The 17005-nt window shown below is 39.9% G+C and carries 16 protein-coding genes; 4 read left to right on the top strand and 12 right to left on the bottom strand.

Features of this window, described 5'->3' with window-relative positions; all coding sequences use genetic code 11:
* Positions 1-2: 2 nt before the first annotated feature.
* The gene (locus tag H5118_RS07450; RefSeq protein ID WP_182748382.1) at positions 3-1007 is read right to left on the bottom strand and encodes a YHYH protein; all 1005 of its coding nucleotides are present in this window, start codon (positions 1005-1007) and stop codon (positions 3-5) included.
* 186 nt (positions 1008-1193) lie between these two features.
* Here H5118_RS07450 and H5118_RS07455 point away from each other — a divergent pair, with 186 nt between their 5' ends.
* A complete protein-coding gene (locus H5118_RS07455) occupies positions 1194-1952 on the top strand; it encodes a sulfite exporter TauE/SafE family protein (protein WP_182748383.1) in 759 nt (252 codons plus the stop codon).
* Positions 1953-2128: 176 nt separating this feature from the next.
* Here the strand turns inward: H5118_RS07455 and H5118_RS07460 are convergent, their stop codons facing one another.
* The 3 genes from H5118_RS07460 to mnmC all read right to left on the bottom strand — a co-directional run bounded on the left by H5118_RS07460 (position 2129) and on the right by mnmC (position 5347).
* Positions 2129-2764: an NAD(P)-binding oxidoreductase gene (locus tag H5118_RS07460; RefSeq protein ID WP_182695815.1), complete on the bottom strand. Its 636-nt coding sequence runs from the start codon at positions 2762-2764 to the stop codon at positions 2129-2131.
* Positions 2765-2946: 182 nt separating this feature from the next.
* Positions 2947-3270, bottom strand: coding sequence for a hypothetical protein (locus H5118_RS07465; protein WP_182724561.1), 324 nt, complete (start codon positions 3268-3270; stop codon positions 2947-2949).
* Between the two features lie 67 nt (positions 3271-3337).
* On the bottom strand, positions 3338-5347 hold the full coding sequence (gene mnmC, locus H5118_RS07470) for a bifunctional tRNA (5-methylaminomethyl-2-thiouridine)(34)-methyltransferase MnmD/FAD-dependent 5-carboxymethylaminomethyl-2-thiouridine(34) oxidoreductase MnmC (protein ID WP_182748385.1): 2010 nt from the start codon (positions 5345-5347) through the stop codon (positions 3338-3340).
* Positions 5348-5526: 179 nt separating this feature from the next.
* Between mnmC and fabB the strand changes: the two genes are divergently transcribed.
* A complete protein-coding gene (fabB, locus tag H5118_RS07475; RefSeq protein ID WP_004335606.1) occupies positions 5527-6738 on the top strand; it encodes a beta-ketoacyl-ACP synthase I in 1212 nt (403 codons plus the stop codon).
* Between the two features lie 101 nt (positions 6739-6839).
* Here the strand turns inward: fabB and H5118_RS07480 are convergent, their stop codons facing one another.
* The gene (locus tag H5118_RS07480; RefSeq protein ID WP_024596750.1) at positions 6840-7205 is read right to left on the bottom strand and encodes a hypothetical protein; all 366 of its coding nucleotides are present in this window, start codon (positions 7203-7205) and stop codon (positions 6840-6842) included.
* A 51-nt stretch (positions 7206-7256) separates the two neighbouring features.
* Between H5118_RS07480 and H5118_RS07485 the strand changes: the two genes are divergently transcribed.
* The gene (locus H5118_RS07485) at positions 7257-7799 is read left to right on the top strand and encodes a GNAT family N-acetyltransferase (RefSeq protein WP_182748387.1); all 543 of its coding nucleotides are present in this window, start codon (positions 7257-7259) and stop codon (positions 7797-7799) included.
* 98 nt (positions 7800-7897) lie between these two features.
* Positions 7898-9571 (top strand): gamma-glutamyltransferase, encoded by a 1674-nt coding sequence (ggt, locus tag H5118_RS07490; protein ID WP_039489224.1) that lies wholly within the window; start codon positions 7898-7900, stop codon positions 9569-9571.
* A 47-nt stretch (positions 9572-9618) separates the two neighbouring features.
* Here ggt and H5118_RS07495 read toward each other — a convergent pair whose 3' ends face one another.
* The 7 genes from H5118_RS07495 to H5118_RS07525 all read right to left on the bottom strand — a co-directional run bounded on the left by H5118_RS07495 (position 9619) and on the right by H5118_RS07525 (position 17005).
* On the bottom strand, positions 9619-10473 hold the full coding sequence (locus tag H5118_RS07495; RefSeq protein WP_182748389.1) for a Tim44 domain-containing protein: 855 nt from the start codon (positions 10471-10473) through the stop codon (positions 9619-9621).
* Positions 10474-10637: 164 nt separating this feature from the next.
* Positions 10638-11390, bottom strand: a complete 753-nt coding sequence (locus H5118_RS07500) for a DUF3379 family protein (protein ID WP_138489429.1) — start codon at positions 11388-11390, stop codon at positions 10638-10640.
* On the bottom strand, positions 11390-11947 hold the full coding sequence (locus H5118_RS07505) for a sigma-70 family RNA polymerase sigma factor (protein ID WP_032827217.1): 558 nt from the start codon (positions 11945-11947) through the stop codon (positions 11390-11392). Before H5118_RS07505 ends, H5118_RS07500 begins: the two co-directional genes overlap by 1 nt.
* 61 nt (positions 11948-12008) lie before the next feature.
* Positions 12009-13667 carry a BatD family protein gene (locus tag H5118_RS07510; RefSeq protein ID WP_182748391.1) on the bottom strand — a complete coding sequence of 553 codons (1659 nt, stop codon included), beginning with the start codon at positions 13665-13667 and terminating at the stop codon, positions 12009-12011.
* A complete protein-coding gene (locus tag H5118_RS07515) occupies positions 13661-15592 on the bottom strand; it encodes a VWA domain-containing protein (protein WP_182748393.1) in 1932 nt (643 codons plus the stop codon). The genes H5118_RS07510 and H5118_RS07515 overlap by 7 nt, the downstream gene beginning before the upstream one ends.
* Positions 15592-16578: a VWA domain-containing protein gene (locus H5118_RS07520; RefSeq protein WP_182748395.1), complete on the bottom strand. Its 987-nt coding sequence runs from the start codon at positions 16576-16578 to the stop codon at positions 15592-15594. Before H5118_RS07520 ends, H5118_RS07515 begins: the two co-directional genes overlap by 1 nt.
* On the bottom strand, positions 16571-17005 hold the full coding sequence (locus H5118_RS07525) for a DUF4381 domain-containing protein (protein WP_004335624.1): 435 nt from the start codon (positions 17003-17005) through the stop codon (positions 16571-16573). The genes H5118_RS07520 and H5118_RS07525 overlap by 8 nt, the downstream gene beginning before the upstream one ends.

The raw sequence follows: 17005 nt of genomic DNA on the forward strand, positions 1-17005 counted from the left end.
AGTTATCTTGCGGTAGCACCTTTAAAACAACCAATAAACATGTTTTCAGATACATCGGCTGCATGGTAGTGGTATCCGCGTGTATCGTCGGTGTGGCCTCTACATTCGTCTAAATCAGTGGGTTCTAATCCATCTTCGTTAAGCATGCCAAATATACCAAATCCATCGAGTGCATAACCCATCATGGCGGCATGACCATCTGATTGGATTTGTGTTTGGCTACAGCCTGCTTCACCGTGGTAGTGATAACCTGCTACTAAGTTAATATGCCCAGCGCAATCATCAAAGGCTGCAATAGTGTATGCGCCTAAAATAGCCTCAACAGGGGCGGGTGCAGCAAGTACAACACCATTGAGAGCAACACCTACATTAGTGTTACCAATACTGCTATTTTGAGTGGTTGCAACAGGCGTTATTGGAATTAAAAATGATTCTGATATACCGCCATCAACATAATCAATAGAGCATTCTACGCAGTGGTTTTGGTATTGCTCCTCTACGTTTGGACGTGCAGCACCATCACACGATTCTTGTGTGTCTGTTACATTTACAAGGCCTGTACCTTCGTCGTATAGCTGCCAATGGCTATCGTTATATAATGTTGGTAGATTTAAAATAAAGTCGCCAGTTATATCGTAAACCTCACCGGTGCCGTCAAACCAAATACCGGCTTCGTCTGCTGTTGATGTGATATTTCTAGGGCAAAATACACCAATCTCGTAATTTGAAGGCGCACCGGCAATATCAATTTTGTAGCATGAAGCTTCATCGCCATTACTTAGCGTACATGTTTGAGTGGTAATTGATGAAATGAGCGCATCGCTTTCAAAGTTAAAAGGGTCAACTTCAACAACGAAATCGGTTGAAGTACCTGTTGTAGTGCCCTCATCGGTGGTTGTTTCAGTTACGACGGTATTTTCAGCATCGCTACCGTTACAGGCAGCTAAGCCCAGTGCAAGTATGCACACTGTAAGCCGTGCTAAAATTGGTGCGTTAAGTTTTCTCATCAGAAATATCCGGTAATGAAGTTGAATGTATAATATTTGTTAAATGTGCAAACAAAGTGCAAAAACAACGCAACATAATACATTGCCTGAAATAGAGGCTTATAACGCTTGCTATAGGTGTATGTTGTACATTTTATTGTTTAAAATACTGCGACTTTAAAGTACCTAAATAGGCAGTGGAGTTTTATGGACTTTTTATTTCCCGACAGTATGTCTTTATTTTTGTTTTTATTAATGATGATCACCGCTGGCTTTACTTCTTTTATATCTGCTGCATTTGGTGCGGGTGGCGGGCTAATGTTGCTTGTTGTTATGGCGTCGTTTATGCCCATGGCAGTTGTTGTGCCTGTGCATGGTTTAGTACAGCTTGGCTCTAATGCAAATAGGTTATTACTCAGCTTTAAGCATATTGATAAAAGCATGTTTGTATATTTTGCGTTAGGCGGCTTAGTAGGGGCGGGGTTATCAAGTTTTGTTATTGATGATATATCGCTTGATGCTATGAAGTTAGTGGTCGCTATTTTTGTTATTTATTTACTGTGGGGTAAAACACCGCCAGTAAAATTAACCTCTAAGCTATGGCGTATGGTCGCCGGTGGCATAACAACTTTTGTTTCTATGTTTGTGGGGGCGAGCGGGCCATTAGTTGGTAGCTGTTTATATATAAATAATTACGAAAAGTTAAAATTTACGGCAACGTTTTCGAGCATTATGAGTGTGCAGCATTTATTAAAAGCGGTAATTTATGGTGCTGTTGGCTTTAGCTTTTGGCAATGGATGCCGCTTGTAATTGCTATGGTAATAAGTGGTGCTGTAGGTACTTGGTTTGGAATTAAATTACTTAAAAGTATGGCCGGGGATAAATTTAAGCGTATTTTTAGAGTCGTTTTAACGTTATTAACGCTACAACTCGGTTGGCAAGGTATTAAAATATTACTCCACTAATTTACTTAGTGGAGTAAATTTAATTTTATTAAACATAAATCACTTAAGCGAATTAAACAATTCATTGCCTAAAAACTACCGATGCAGAGCGACTACACTGTAATTTTTTGGCTTATCGATGAACTATACTAATCTGCAATAATTGTTTATACGTTTAATTAAATTGGTATTAAAGCTTATTTAACAGCGGCTTTAATTGGTTTGTCGCCATCAAATAACTCAAAAATGCGGTTACTAATAAATGAGTTAGTCGCAATATGTAATAATGCATTGGCTACGTTTTCGCGGCTAATTTTAGCCTCAGAACGATCACTTGGTCGCTGCGTCGTTACTTGCATTGAAGCGCTATCATCAGTCAGTGTACCAGGGCGAACAATGGTATAATTTAAACCACTATTTATTAGGTGCTCGTCAGCCATGTGCTTGGCAACTAAGTAAGGTTTTAAATCACCTTGAATCGAATCTGGGTCGTCTGCACCAATTGAGCTGACCATAATAAAGTGTTTAACGCCATGTTCTTTAGCAAAGGTAGCTGCTTTAGTTGCAGCCCATAAATCAATAAGTACAGTTTTATCATCGCCCGTACTTCCGCCAGAACCTGCAGCAAAAATCACTTGGTCACAGCCTTTTATTGCTTCGCCAAAATCGCCTTCAAGATCTTGCTCTACAATAGTTAAAAAAGAGCTGTTTAAATCACTTAGCTTATTTTTGTCACGCACTAATGCCACAACATTTTGCTCATTTTTTAAAAGTAGCTCAGTTGCCATTTTACCTATTTGTCCGCTTGCGCCAATAATTAGGGTCTTACTCATAATTAACTCCTTCCAATAAATAGTAAAAGTAATGTGCTTACAAACAGACCTTGGGGTAGGGGATAATTTTTAAAGGGTAAAAAAGAGTTTAAATGAGCTAATTTCAAAAAATACTTTAATTAAAATTCAATACTTAACTGAGCATTAAAATTAGCGGCTTTTGGTGTGTTTTTTAGAACTTTTTATTCAACCATTATACTCACTTCGGTCACATAACTACGGCGATATAGACTAATACGAACCTTATGTTCTTGGTAATTATAAAACAAAGTGCGATATGTATTATTGCCGTTTGTTTTTAACGGCTCACCTAATTTTTGCTGATAAAAGCGAGCGATATCAGAAATTGAATCTGTTAAATAACCAGTGCGAACCATTGGGTATTCACCTGCTACATCCATTGTTGTAACAAACTCTTCAGGAAGTGGGATTTCAGTGACGTTTTGGCTAAGTACATTAAACGATAGAGCGCATAGCAGTATTATTAAAAATGCTAAAGTTTTCATTAAAGTCCTTTAAATAATAAATTCCATTTATTGGTACTCATTTTACCTCAATAAGCACCTTTGTCATTTAAATTTTATTACGAATTAAATCTCGTACTATAAACCGAGCTGGGTGAATAGCTTGGCTTACACGTTCGCTTAATGGGCGAGGCTCGTTATTTAAACAACTTACGAGATGTTCTGCACTTAGCGGTGCGCTACATAAAGCGCGGGCGCCAAAGCCGGTAAAAATATGTAGGCCTTGTTGTGGCTTATTAAGTTGCTCGTACTGATAGCGTTTACCTAAGCGTAAGTTAGCAAAGGCCATTGTATAATCACTTTGTTCGCACCATTGCCCTGCCATTGGTAGGTGATCTATAAATGTGCATCGTACAGCTGCTTTTGCCGAGGTAATGTTGCCAAGGGTTGAGGCAAATTCACTTTGCTGATAAAAGCTAAGTAGTTGCTCTTGGTTTAACTGGTTGTCGAGCGCTGTAACTTGACGGCTTTTGGTATTTTTTTCAAACGTTGCACCCATACAGTGATGATCTAAATAGGCTGGGGTAAAATACCCTTTATGGCATAGCACTGTTTTAAGTTTGCGTGATTGCTCACTTGCCTCAATATGTGAAACTTGCCCGCGTACGCCTACTATTGGTAGCGCTTTTGTTTGCTCAAATGAATCACTGTGCTCGCCCGCACAAATAATTACATCACTAAAAGGACCTAACTGCTCATCATTCGTTAATAAAAACCAACCGCTGTCAGTTTTTTTAAGCTGTTTTATATTGCAGTTAAATACGCTTTTAAATGGGTTTATGCTATTTGCAGCGCTTAACATGGCGTTTACTAATTGCGGAGGGTTAACCCAGCCGCCTTGCTCAAAAAACACGCCCGAATAACCTGTTTCTACGCCGGCTATTTCGACGCCTTGCTCTGCGGTTACGTTGTGCATTAGCTGGGTTGGCCACAGTTGTTTTTGTGCTAAGTTTTCATGTTTATCGGCCAGAGGCTTTTTTACTGCGTGTTGTAATACGCCGCACCAATCGTAATCAAAATTAAAACCACTGCTAAGTAAGTTGTTATATAGGCGCTTTGCGTATAAAAAGCTATGTGCAAACAATTCACTGTGCGGTGAATTTTTAGCTTGTAGGTGAGGGTAAATAGCACCTTGCACATTGTGCGATGCCCCCATAGCTGGTTTTTCATCTTGGCAGAATAATTGGCTTGCTATGCCTCGTTTAGCCAAACTATATAAAATGCAGCTACTGGCTATACCGCCGCCAATGACCGCTACTTTTTTTAAAGCGCTGCTATCTTGATGAAAATATGCAGGAGCTGATTGAGCATCATTTACGCACTCTAGTTGGCCAACAAGCATATCTCTTTTTTGGCCAAAGCCTTTGGTTTTTTTAGTATTAAACCCTGCATCAATTAATCCACGGCGAACAAAGCCTGCTGAAGTAAATGTTGATAAGGTTGCACTTGCCCTTGATATATTGGCCATAGAATTAAATAAACTTTGCTGCCACATTTCGGGGTTTTTACTTGGCGCAAAACCATCTAAATACCAAGCGTCAACTATTCCTGTTTGCGGATAGCTCATTGCTTGTATTGATTCAAGTGCATCACCAAAGTATAAATCGAGAACAACCAGTCCATTGTCAAATTCGAGTCTGTGGCATCCTTCTAAATTAATTGGGTATTGTTTAGATAATTTGTTACTAAAGGTGCTTAATGAAGGCCATGCCTGTAGTGCTTTGTTTAAATCGTCTATGTGCAGTGGATATTTTTCAAATGAAATAAAGTGTAAGCGTTTAACACCATTATCTAATTGATTTTGAACTTGTTGACGTGCAAGGTGGTCAGTAAAGCGTTGCCATGTATTTAAAAAGTTTAAACCTGTACCAAAGCCGGTTTCGGCAATAACAAAATGTGGCTGGTCATGATTTTGTAATCGTGCATCTATATTATTTTGCTCATAATACACATAATGCGATTCAGCTAAGCCATCGTCATTAGAAAAATAAATATCACCGAAGTCATTAGCGAAAGGTGTACCTAAATTATTAAAGTGTATATGTGCATTTTTGATCATGATTTTTTAATTTTATAGATATATTTTTTAATTATTTTACGGGTTTTCTTTGAAATAGTCTGGCGTTATTTATAAGCTAGCAGTTCAGAGTACAAGTGTACGCTAGAAAGCTGACCACTTAGGTGATTAAATTCGCGTAAAATAGAATGCAATTAAGTATTAAGCTAAGGGAATTACCCATGAGAAGAGCTGTAATTACAGGTATCGGTGTTGTATCAAGTATAGGTAACAACAAAGAAGAAGTATTAGAATCGTTAAAAACGGGCAAAAGCGGCATCGCTTTTAATCAAGAATTTGCCGATTATAAGTTACGTAGTAACGTATCGGGTAAAATTGATATTGACGTTAAAGCACACGTTGACCGCAAAGCAATGCGCTTTATGGGAGATGCTGCTGCTTACTCTTATATTTCAATGACGCAAGCAATTGAAGACTCAGGTTTGTCTGACGACCAAGTATCAAATGAGCGCACGGGTATTATTGTTGGCTCTGGCGGTGGTTCGTCTAAATGGCAAGTAGAAGCTGCTGATATTTTACGTGAAAAAGGCGTAAAACGTGTAGGGCCTTATATGGTGCCACGCACTATGGCGAGCACTACATCTGCTTGCTTAGCAACACCATTTAAAATTAAAGGTGTTAACTATTCAATTAGCTCTGCATGTGCAACATCTGCGCATTGTATTGGTAATGCAGTAGAGCAAATCCAGCTTGGCAAGCAAGACGTTGTGTTTGCTGGTGGTGGTGAAGAGCTACACTGGACATTGGCAATGGAATTTGACGCTATGGGCGCACTTTCTACTAAATACAACGAAACACCTGAAAAAGCATCTCGTACATACGATGCTAATCGCGATGGTTTTGTTATTTCTGGCGGCGGCGGTATTGTTGTAGTTGAAGAACTTGAACATGCACTTGCACGTGGCGCGCACATTTACGCTGAAATTGTTGGCTACGGTGCAACATCAGATGGCTACGACATGGTTGCTCCATCTGGCGAAGGTGCAGCACGTTGTATGCGCCAAGCTATGCAAGATGTAGATAGTATTGATTACCTAAACACGCATGGTACATCTACACCAGTAGGTGACGTTAAAGAGCTAGGTGCGATACAAGAAGTGTTTGGTGGTAAATCACCAATGATCAGCGCAACTAAAGCAATGACGGGTCATGCCCTAGGTGCTGCAGGTGTTCACGAAGCTATCTTCTCATTATTAATGCTAGAGCACAGCTTTGTAGCACCTTCAATTAATATTGATGAGCTAGATGAGCAAGCGACAGGTTTAGATATTATTACTGAGCGTCGTGATGTTGAGTTAAATACTGTAATGTCTAATAGCTTTGGCTTTGGTGGCACAAACGCGACTTTAGTGATGAGTAAGTACAAAGGTTAATTTGAGCTTATAAGCCCTATATGCAAACGCATAACTGGGCTAAATAGTCCAAAACAAAAAAGGAAAGCCGAGGCTTTCCTTTTTTATTATCGAAAGTTTAATTAACCTTCGTTATGTTCTTGACGCGCTTGCTCAATTTCGTCTGCAATTTCTTGCGCTTTTTGCTTAGTTTTTTCAGTTAACTCGCCAGCAGCTTCTTTGCTTTTAATCCATGCGTCAACCGCAATCTCTTTGCCGTCGTCGTACATGTCTAAGCCCATTGCTTTACTTTGCTCTAATAGCTCGTTTAAAGACTCGTCATTTTTAAGATCGTTAGTTGTCTCTTTAACGTCGTTCCATGCATCACCAAGCTTTTCTTGCATTTGTGCGCTTTTATCTTTTGCATCTTCTTTAACTTCGTTGGCATCTTCACAACCAGTTAATGTAATTAAAGTGCCTAATAAAGCTAAACCTGCTAATTTATTCATGTGCTATCTCCTTTAGAGACTGATAATTAATTCGAGGCAGACTATACAACAATGAAAATGAACGCCCCCGTAACAAAACGATTAAATTTTAAATTAATGAATGAGCATGATTGGCCTCAATTATTTGAACTCGACCAAGACCCAGCTGTAATGCAGTATTTAACACGAGGTGAACCTACCTCTTTAGAGCATATAAAAAATGAGGGTGTGCCTCGTATGCTCGCATATCGAAATGATCTAAAAGGCTGGGGGCTGTGGAGTATCACTATAAAGCAAACCAATACATTTATAGGTTGGGTATTAATAAGACCTATGTGCTTTTTTACTGATGCACCAAACTACAGTGATATTGAAATAGGCTGGCGCTTTAAGCAAGCAAGTTGGGGGCATGGTTATGCAACCGAGGCGGCTTTAGCATTATGTGATGAACTTATAAAGCAAGATGACGTTAAGGCGATAAGTGCAATGGCACTAAAAGATAATACGGCTTCTATAAATATAATGAAAAAGCTAGGTCTGCAATTTATAAAAAATTATACACATACAGACGAGCAAGGCGACTTACCTGCGGTGCTTTATTCAAAAAGTGTTTAAAGATGATTAAATATCAACAGTATAAAGATTGACCTGTCCTTAACTGACGTGCATTAATAAGGATGCGTAACTAAAAAATAATAAATTAAGGATGTTGTATGGGATTGTTTTTTGCACCAAGTAAATTAATTGTCAAAAGTGTGCTGGTTTTACAGTTCGCTGCTTTTAGTGTTTTAGCGCAGCCTTTATCGCAAAGCGCGGTAGCAATGCCTGACTCGTTCAGTGCCGATGCTGCTAAAAGTATATTAGAGCAAGGCGGTAATGCTGTTGATGCGGCTATTACGGCACAATTTGTACTTGCAGTAACGCTTCCTGAAGCCGGCAATATTGGCGGCGGGGGATTTATGCTTATTCAAAAAGATGGCAAGGGCGATTTTATAGATTATCGCGAAACAGCGCCAACAGCGGCTCATCGTGATATGTATTTAGATGAGCAAGGCAATGTTATTGCAAACAAATCAATATATGGTATTCATGCAAGCGGTGTACCTGGCAGTGTAGCGGGCATGTGGCTTGCCCATAAAAAACATGGCACTTTAAAGTGGGAAGAATTAGTACAACCAGCGGTAACGTTGGCTGAGCAAGGGTTTGTAGTTCCGCCTAAGTTAGCAAAAGGTGTGAGCAATTATATAGCCCATCTAAAAGAGCAAAAAATAAATGTAAACTTCGAAAAATACTTTGCTGATGTAAAAGCTAATAAAGTATTTAAGCAACCCGAGTTAGCGGCAACGCTAAAGCGTATCCGTGATAACGGCCAAGATGGGTTTTATAAAGGCGAAACTGCAAATATTATTGCTAAATTTATGCACCAACATGGCGGTATAATTAATCAAGATGATTTAAAAGGTTACACCGCTAAATCACGTACACCTATTAAAGCGAGTTGGAATGGTTATGAAGTACTTACTTCTCCACCGCCGAGTTCAGGTGGTATTGCTATTTTACAGTGGCTTAAAATGTATGAGTTACAAAAACCAGATGCGGGCTTAGCGCATAACTCTACTCAGTATGTACACTTACTTTCTGAAATAGGTAAACGTGTATTTGCAGATAGGGCGGAGTATTTAGGCGATCCTGATTTTTTTGATGTACCAGTCAACGCATTAACTAATATTAACTACCTCAAAGAGCGCAGTAATGGCATTTCGTTAACCGCTATCTCGACTACCGAAAATATTAAACCGGGCCTTAAAGAAAGTGAGCAAACTACACACTTTTCAATTGTTGATAAAATGGGTAACGCTGTCGCAAATACCACCACAATAAACTTAGGGTTTGGTAGCGGTGTAGTTGTTGAAGGTGCAGGGTTTATTTTAAATGATGAAATGGACGATTTTAGTGCCAAACCAGGCGTTATGAATGTGTTTGGTGCAATAGGCGGCAAAGCTAACGAAATACAGCCGCACAAGCGTATGCTTAGCTCTATGACGCCTACAATACTCCTTAAAGACAACACCGTTAAAATGGTGACAGGCTCGCCAGGTGGCACAACGATTATTAGCTCTGTGTACGAATCTATCTTAAATGCGGTAGAGTTTGATATGACTGCAGAGCAGGTTGTAAATAGCCCTCGTTTTCATCATCAACTGTGGCCTAAAAATATAATTAGAACACACATAGGTTTAACCGATAGCGTAAAAGCAGAGCTTACAAAAATGGGTTACACCATAGATGAGAATCACTTTGGTGACTTACACGTTATTATTAATAAAGAGGGCCAACTAGATGCCGCTTCTGAAGCATCAGGACGTGGAAAATCGATTGTTTTTTAAATAAAAAAGCACCGCGCTAAAAGCGCGGTGCTTTAAACAATACAAAATTATTGAGTATCAATTAAATCTTCAACACCCACTATTAGCCATGGAGCGTCGTCTGAAATTAGACGCTCTAAGTGCCAAATTTCTAAAATAGGCTCTTCTTTTTTATCGCCTAAATCACGGTACTTACCTTTAAAGCGAACACTAACCTGCCACGATTGCGCGTTTGTATCTGCGCGCACAAGTTCGGCATCAATAAACATCACTTCTGTTTCTACGCTTTGTATAGCTTCACGTTCAGCTTTAAACTCGGCAACAAGTGCAGGGCTTAAGTATTCAGCCATTGTGGTGTAATCGGCATTGTCCCATGCAGTTTGTAGCGTATGGTAATGACTACGGGCACCTTGCAAAAAGCCATTAACGTCAAAGTTAGGTGGTAAATTAAAAGGCACACTTTCACCTTGTGGGGCGCTGCTTGCAAAGCCGGTACTTGTTGGTTGCTCGATAGGTGCTTGTTTAAAAGCATTTTGCTGAGCACTTGTACTTGCACTGGCAAGTTGTGGGGCACGATTAGCACGTAAAAAGCCCGTTACTAGCTTAAATAAAATAAAGAGTGCGCCAGCTAATAAAATCATTTCTAATAGCTGAAAACCTTCAAAATCGTCGCCTAACATTGCTGCAATTAAGCCACCCGCTAAAAGCCCTCCAAAAACGCCTGCCATAATGCCTTTTTTATTTGATGTGGCTTTAGGTGTAGCGTTAGGTGTTGTTGTATCTGTTTGTTGTTTTTGCGCTGTTTGTTGTGTTGCAGGTGTCTGTCCGCGTTTACTACTGCCAAATTTTTTACGTGCGTGTGCATCAAAACTGGCAGTACATAATAATGCCAATAATGAAAAAATAACGATGATGTTCTTCATGAAATTCCCTAATTAAAATCGAGCCGCGATTATAATTTACTTTCTTTAGGAATTTAATTAATTACTTTAAAAATCAGAGGTTTTGGGGAGTGAAGAAACGCTTTGTTGGTGAGTATATAATCAAAAAACCGCTCAGTAGAAACTAAGCGGTAAATTTGTCTATTTTAAAGCCAACGAATTGCGCCAGTAACGCGTTCGTTATATGTATCTAGAGGTGCTCCAAGACTTGCCACTAAAATAGTATCAGCTTGTGAGCCACGATTAATGTGACCTTCAAAGCGCTCATCGCGGAAGTTGTCATCCCCAAAACCAAATGATTTATTTTCAGAAGGCACTATAAATACCGTCATAGGACCAAAGTCAGACTCAAATATTAAATGCAGTCCTTTTTCGCCTTTAAAATCACAAAACATCGCATAAGTTACAGCGCCAGGAAGTTCATCAAGATGACCACCTAATACTGCAAGCTTGTCGTTGACGCTTTGTAGGCTAATGGGCTCTTTTTTATCAAGCGCATTAATTTCGTAGTACACATGGGCAAGCGCATGCTCACCTGCTTCATGTGCAATATTTTGCTCTGTACTAAAAAAGAAGGCACTAATCGCCACTACAAAAGACGCTGCTAACGCAAGATGTACACGATCAAACTTAAAACGCGATCGAGCATCAACCACGTTTTTACCAGTTGCTTGTTCTTCTTGGAGTGCTTTTTCTTTTAACGATGTGTTTAAAAGAATGCGGTCTGCAAGATTTTCAGGCACAGGTATATCTAAAGAATCTTGAATGAATTTATCAAAATCTTTCATATCGTTAATAAAACTTTGTCGCTCTGGGTTATTGTCAGCAAACTCCATAAGCTCCTTGTCAATGTCGTTTGGCTGCGCAATAGTGCGGCGACGAAACTCAAGTTCATCCATTATTTTGATGCCCCTTTAAGTTGTTCATCATCACGGCTTAAAGCCTCTTTAAGTTGATTTCTGGCACGGTATAAACGAGTCATTACCGTGTTTTTATTTAAATTAAGTATGCCTGCAATCTCTTCACCAGAGCAGCCCATTACAACTTGCAGTAATAATGGCTCTCGGTATTCATCAGATAGCAGTGCAATCTGGCGTTGAATTACCGTTTGTTCCATTTCATCGTCTAATGAATGGCTGGTTTCATCAACAAGCGTATCGTTTTCTACGTCGCTGTAATCAAACTGTTTACGTTCAAATCGGCGTGCGTTTTCTCTTCGTAATATAGTAAGCAGCCAAGGTTTAGCTGCCTTTTGATCAAGTAAAGAGTCGAGTGAACGCCATGCGCGTAAAAACGTTTCCTGTACTAAATCATCTGCTATGTGCGGATCACGGCATAACCAATAAGCAAAGCGATAAAGCTCTTTATTGTAAACGTGGACCAAGGCTTCATAACGCTTTTGTTTCTCTGCCATATCGATTAAGACCTGATTGTTTGATTTTTTCTTTCCAAGCATAAGCACTTTTTTAATTAAAAATTATTAGTTATTGCAAAAAAAGACCTAAGGTTCGTAGTTATTAATTATAAAGGTCTTTTAATACAGCTTGTTGCGACTTTGATGCCTGAGTTTGATAGTTCTCAAGAATTTTAATAATAGCATTAAGATCCGTGTTTGCGCCTTTATTACTGTAAAGTTGTGCCTGCAATTGGCTAATGAGACCATTAAGCTCGCTGCTGTTTACGCGGATGCAGAGCTCATCAATCGCGCCAACATTTTTATGGGTCACCTTTACAGAAAAGTTATTTAATGCGGTGTAAAAGGCTTTTACATCGTGTGTTTTCGCTAATGCTTTAAGCTCATTTAAGCTTGGCTGAGAAGTACCACGGGTGTTTAGCTGTAATTTTTCAGTCGTATTTTTAGTAGAACGGCTTATTAAGTAAAAAATTACAGTACCAATCCATAAAATATACCCTAAAGCGGCAAAAACTATTAACCAAAGAGGAGTATCACTTTTAGTTTCAATAGGTTGTGTGCCAGTTGCTTGATTCGAAATATTTTCAAGGGTAGGTGAAATATTTGTACTGGGTTGTGGGTTTGCTATGGCTGTATTAGGCGCGGTAGTACTTGGCGTTACTGTAATAGTACGCTTTGGTAATGTGGCTACGCTAATACGGTTCATCTTGGTATTAAACCAAGGCAGCTTTATTTCAGGCAAAGTATAAGTACCTGGTTTTTGCGGCAGTAAGGCATACGATGCAGTTTGCTGCGACACAACGCGTCCGTCTCGCACTGCATTGTTATTTTCTTTTTGGTCAGGGTAGCTGCGTATGCCATCAATAGTAGGCATAGAGATTTCAGGTAATTGCTCTTTTGTAACTCCAAGCGCGGTAAGCGTAATAGTACGTGTTATAGGCGTACCTACTTCTACTGTGTTGTCGTTAGGTTGCCATTCTTCATCAAGGTTAACCAATTCGCTTGGTAACCATGCGCCTTTATAATCACTCGGGATTGGTTTTATTTCTACTTGCTGATCATCGCCAAGAGCAGATACCTCCAGTTGGCGGTAATTTTGCTGTACTCGCCCTTGAAAAGCGGGGCCTGCAATCGTGTAGGCACCACTTTTTTGTGGTTGAATTAAATACTCACGAGTAATAACAAGGTAGCGTTTGCCATCAACTAGCTCATAACTCTCAGTTTGTTTACCTAATTGGGTTAGCTGAGCATCTTCCATACTTGGTGTGCTTAAGCTGCCATCAAGCAGTTCTTTGGCAAGGTAGAGCTTAACAGTGTAAACACCGGCTTCTTGCACAAATAATGAATTACTCGAGAGCGACGTTTTTAAAAATATTTCGTTATTTTTATCTGCATCAACTGAGCGTTTTGCCACTTTTAACTTAATAGGTTGTGAGGTTAACCCTGCAACGCTAAATGCTGGTATCGTGTAATCACCCTCTGTACGGGTCATTAGTTTAACTGACCACGTAGTTTGTTTATTAATGCTGCCATTAATAATGTTGGTACGAGAGCTTAAGCTTGTTGGGCCTACAACAAAGTCTTTTAACAGCGATGAGGTGTCTGGTTGCTCGCCTTTAACTGTATCGTCTACCGATATATTAAGCATAAAAAATTCACCCGCTAATACAGGGTTTTTATCTACGCTGGCTTCTAATTTGGTGGCAGCCCACGAAGGCATCGCACTTAATAGCAATAAACAGCAAAATAATCGCATTACCATGATTTTTCGACTCCTGTAGGGCGACGTTTGTATTGTCTTTTTTGGGCTTCTAATTGCATTTTATTCCGTAATAAAATAGCCGGATCGTCCGGGACTTTTCTAAGTAGTTGATTAAGCTGTTGTGCTTTTTCTTTTTCTTCATTAGTGAGCTCACTTGCTTGGGCTTGCATCGCTTGTTGCTGAGCATTTTGTTTTTGCTCATCAGTGGCAGGTTGCTCACTTATTGCTTGTGGCTTACTTTGTTGCTGCTCATCCTCTTTAGGCTGGTCAGCGTCTTTATTTTGCCCTTGTTCGCTTTGTGGCTGGGCTTGCATATCAGGCTCATTTTGCTTATCTGATTGCTCGCCAGGCTCACCTTGTTGATCTTTGGGTTGTTCAGACTCTTTATCTGATTTTTCATCGCTTGAGCTTTGACTTTCGTTTTCGCCTTTTTCAGAATTGCTTTTATCACCATTTTGTTGCTGATCCTGTTTTGACTCATCAGAATTTTGCCCTTGGTTTTGCTCATCTTTTTTCTGACTATCATCTTGGTCTTGAGAGTCGTCGCCGTCGCTTTGCTGATCTTGCTGGTTTTGTTGCTCTTGTTGATTTAGTAATTGCTCAACTAAGGCTTGGTTATCGGCTGCTTGCGTAAAGTCATCTTGTAAGGTTTGGGCTTGTTTGTACGCTTCAATTGCGTCCTCAAGTTTGCCAGCTTTGGCAAGGGCATTACCGTAGTTGTATAAACCGATAGCCGACTTATCATTACTAAACTCATTAAGTGCAGCATCAAAATTACCTTGCTGGTATAGCGCCGCGCCTTTTAACTCACTCGATTGCGCCTGTGTTGCTGCATCGTATTCTTTATTATTGTAAGCCTCTAATGCACGTTGATCTGCATTTTGCAAAAGAGTAGGGAGCTCTACGGCATACGCATTTTGCTGCGGTAAAAAACCAAAAGCTAAAAAAGCCCCCAACAAGGCAGCGCGTCTAAATAAATACAAGCCAAATGGCAGTAATAACAAGAGTCCGTAAATACCTGCATCTATTCGCCAAAGCGCGTGGCTTTGTTTTTCGTCTTTCAATAATTCACTCTGCGCATTTGGAGCAAACGTATTTATGTCGTTATTGCTAGGTTGGTAGCTCGCAAATTTACCGCCGCTGCTTGATGCTAAATTTTTAAGCTGACTGGCATTAAGTGTAGGTACTACAATTTGGCCGTATCTGTCTTTCAAAAAGCCACCTTCAGGTAACTTAATTGGAGCGCCTTGAGCGGTGCCTACGCCATATATATTTAATCTATATTGGGTGTTACTGGTAAAGCTACTTACGTCGCTTTGTTCTTGTTGGTCAATACCGTCGGTTACTAAAATAATGTCGCCATCAATATAACCCGCTTGCGTTAATAGCTCTTTGGCCATATCAAGACCGGCTAAAACGTTTGAGCCTTTGTCTGGCATTATTTCAGGGCTTAAGCTTGGAATTAAATTACTGAGTGTTGTGGCATCGTTTGTTAGTGGCGAAATTACATAGGCCGTGCCTGCGTAAGCTACAAGCGCGGTATCACCTTCTTTAAATAGCTCAATCATATCAAGCGCTTTAAAGCGTGATTGCATTAAACGATTTGGTAAAATATCGGTGCTGTACATTGAGTACGACATATCCATAACAATTACACGGGCACTTTTACTTTGAAATACAGGAACTTGTTTTTTCTCAAAACTAGGCCCAGCACTAAATAAAATGCCAAGGCTGCAAAACAAAGCAACTAACCAAAGTGGCTGGCTGGCTTTAGTGTTTGCTTCGCTCATTATAAATTGTGCTAAATGAGGTGCAATTAGCTGCTCACTGGTGGTTTTTTTATGCTTAATTAAGGCAACAAAAAATAATGCCACAGCAGGTATGAGTAACCATAAAAGAGCGGGGCGAATAAATTCAAAATCCATTAGTTTGGCTCCTTTAATGCACGCAGTGTACTAAGCATTACTTTTAAGCTAATAAGTAAAATAGCGATAAGTAACGGGTAGTAAAATAATGAGCTTTGTGGGCGAAAAGTTTGTTCATCAGCGCTAATAGGTTCAAGCTTATCAAGCTCTGCGTAAATTTGTTGAAGGCCAGCTACATCTTTAGCTCTAAAGTATAATCCGCCAGTTTGCTCGGCAATCTTTTTAAGTAAGCTTTCATCTAAATTACTGCCACTAGAGCCTCCCACATTAAAGAGACTAAAGCCGCGCGGATTATCTGAGCCAACACCAATGGTGTACACTTTAATACCTTCTTCGCGAGCTAGCAGTAGGGCATCTTCTGGGTTTAGATTGCCCGCGGTGTTTTGTCCGTCGGTTAATAGCACCACAATTCGGTTACTTTCATCTTTATTGGCAAAGCGTTTTACCGAAAGACCCAATGCATCACCAATGGCTGTTGCGCGCCCCACTAAACCAATTTGCGCTTCGCTGAGCATTTTACTTACTGTTTTAACGTCGCGGGTGAGCGGGGTTTGTAAAAACGCGGTGTCGCCAAATAATATTAGCCCAAGCCTGTCGCCTTGACGTTGCTCTATAAAATCACTGAGTACAGCTTTTACCATGGTAAGGCGGTCAACATATTGGCCATTATAAGCCATGTCTTGTTCGGTCATCGAGCCTGATAAGTCAACTGCTAACATTATATCGCGTCCTTCATTTGGTAATGAAATTGGCTCATCTAACCATGTTGGATTGGCAGCAGCAGTAACAAGTAATAACCAAATTATCCACTCGAGGGGATTTAAACGTCGTGCGTGTGGCTCGATGCTTTGGCTGATTAAATTGTGCTTTGCAAAACTGGGTATACGTAAACGCGTACTGGCATTACTTGCTGCGGGTTTTAATAGTAAAAGTAATAAAGGCAAGGGTAGTAATAAAAATAACCATGGCCAGCTAAATTCAAACATTTACTGACTCCTTTATTTTAAATTGCTTAATACCTTGGCGAAATTTTTCGCACAGTGTTGTATCTTTTTGGCTGGGGTTATACAAGCTTAGTATTTCTTGTTCTGTAAAGCTTAAACCGGTGAGTGTATTAAGTGTTGTGCACCATTTAGAGGTAGATTGCGCAGCAAGTCGCTTGTCGTAATATTCAATCACTAAACGTTTTAAAATAATATGCAGTTGCTGAGGGTTTTGCTCACTTTGGCTCAATTGTATTGCGTAGCGTTTAGGCTTTTTAAATTTATGTTTTTTATAAAATATATAAATAGCTGCGCACAGTGCTAAAAACAGCAGTGCAATAATAACCCACCAAGCAGGGGCGAGTGGCCACCAATTAACTTGGCTTGGCGCTATTATATCGTGCAGGCCATCGAGTGGATTGGTTTGCAT

Source organism: Pseudoalteromonas sp. SR41-1, from assembly GCF_014164015.1.
Classification (GTDB): domain Bacteria; phylum Pseudomonadota; class Gammaproteobacteria; order Enterobacterales; family Alteromonadaceae; genus Pseudoalteromonas; species Pseudoalteromonas distincta.

Excerpts from the sequence above, each read along its gene's own strand:
- H5118_RS07450 (WP_182748382.1), bottom strand. The coding sequence starts at position 1,007 with ATGAGAAAACTTAACGCACCAATTTTAGCACGGCTTACAGTGTGCATA.
- H5118_RS07455 (WP_182748383.1), top strand. The coding sequence starts at position 1,194 with ATGGACTTTTTATTTCCCGACAGTATGTCTTTATTTTTGTTTTTATTA.
- H5118_RS07460 (WP_182695815.1), bottom strand. The coding sequence starts at position 2,764 with ATGAGTAAGACCCTAATTATTGGCGCAAGCGGACAAATAGGTAAAATG.
- H5118_RS07465 (WP_182724561.1), bottom strand. The coding sequence starts at position 3,270 with ATGAAAACTTTAGCATTTTTAATAATACTGCTATGCGCTCTATCGTTT.
- mnmC (WP_182748385.1), bottom strand. The coding sequence starts at position 5,347 with ATGATCAAAAATGCACATATACACTTTAATAATTTAGGTACACCTTTC.
- fabB (WP_004335606.1), top strand. The coding sequence starts at position 5,527 with ATGAGAAGAGCTGTAATTACAGGTATCGGTGTTGTATCAAGTATAGGT.
- H5118_RS07480 (WP_024596750.1), bottom strand. The coding sequence starts at position 7,205 with ATGAATAAATTAGCAGGTTTAGCTTTATTAGGCACTTTAATTACATTA.
- H5118_RS07485 (WP_182748387.1), top strand. The coding sequence starts at position 7,257 with ATGAAAATGAACGCCCCCGTAACAAAACGATTAAATTTTAAATTAATG.
- ggt (WP_039489224.1), top strand. The coding sequence starts at position 7,898 with ATGGGATTGTTTTTTGCACCAAGTAAATTAATTGTCAAAAGTGTGCTG.
- H5118_RS07495 (WP_182748389.1), bottom strand. The coding sequence starts at position 10,473 with ATGAAGAACATCATCGTTATTTTTTCATTATTGGCATTATTATGTACT.
- H5118_RS07500 (WP_138489429.1), bottom strand. The coding sequence starts at position 11,390 with ATGGATGAACTTGAGTTTCGTCGCCGCACTATTGCGCAGCCAAACGAC.
- H5118_RS07505 (WP_032827217.1), bottom strand. The coding sequence starts at position 11,947 with ATGCTTGGAAAGAAAAAATCAAACAATCAGGTCTTAATCGATATGGCA.
- H5118_RS07510 (WP_182748391.1), bottom strand. The coding sequence starts at position 13,667 with ATGGTAATGCGATTATTTTGCTGTTTATTGCTATTAAGTGCGATGCCT.
- H5118_RS07515 (WP_182748393.1), bottom strand. The coding sequence starts at position 15,592 with ATGGATTTTGAATTTATTCGCCCCGCTCTTTTATGGTTACTCATACCT.
- H5118_RS07520 (WP_182748395.1), bottom strand. The coding sequence starts at position 16,578 with ATGTTTGAATTTAGCTGGCCATGGTTATTTTTATTACTACCCTTGCCT.
- H5118_RS07525 (WP_004335624.1), bottom strand. The coding sequence starts at position 17,005 with ATGCAAACCAATCCACTCGATGGCCTGCACGATATAATAGCGCCAAGC.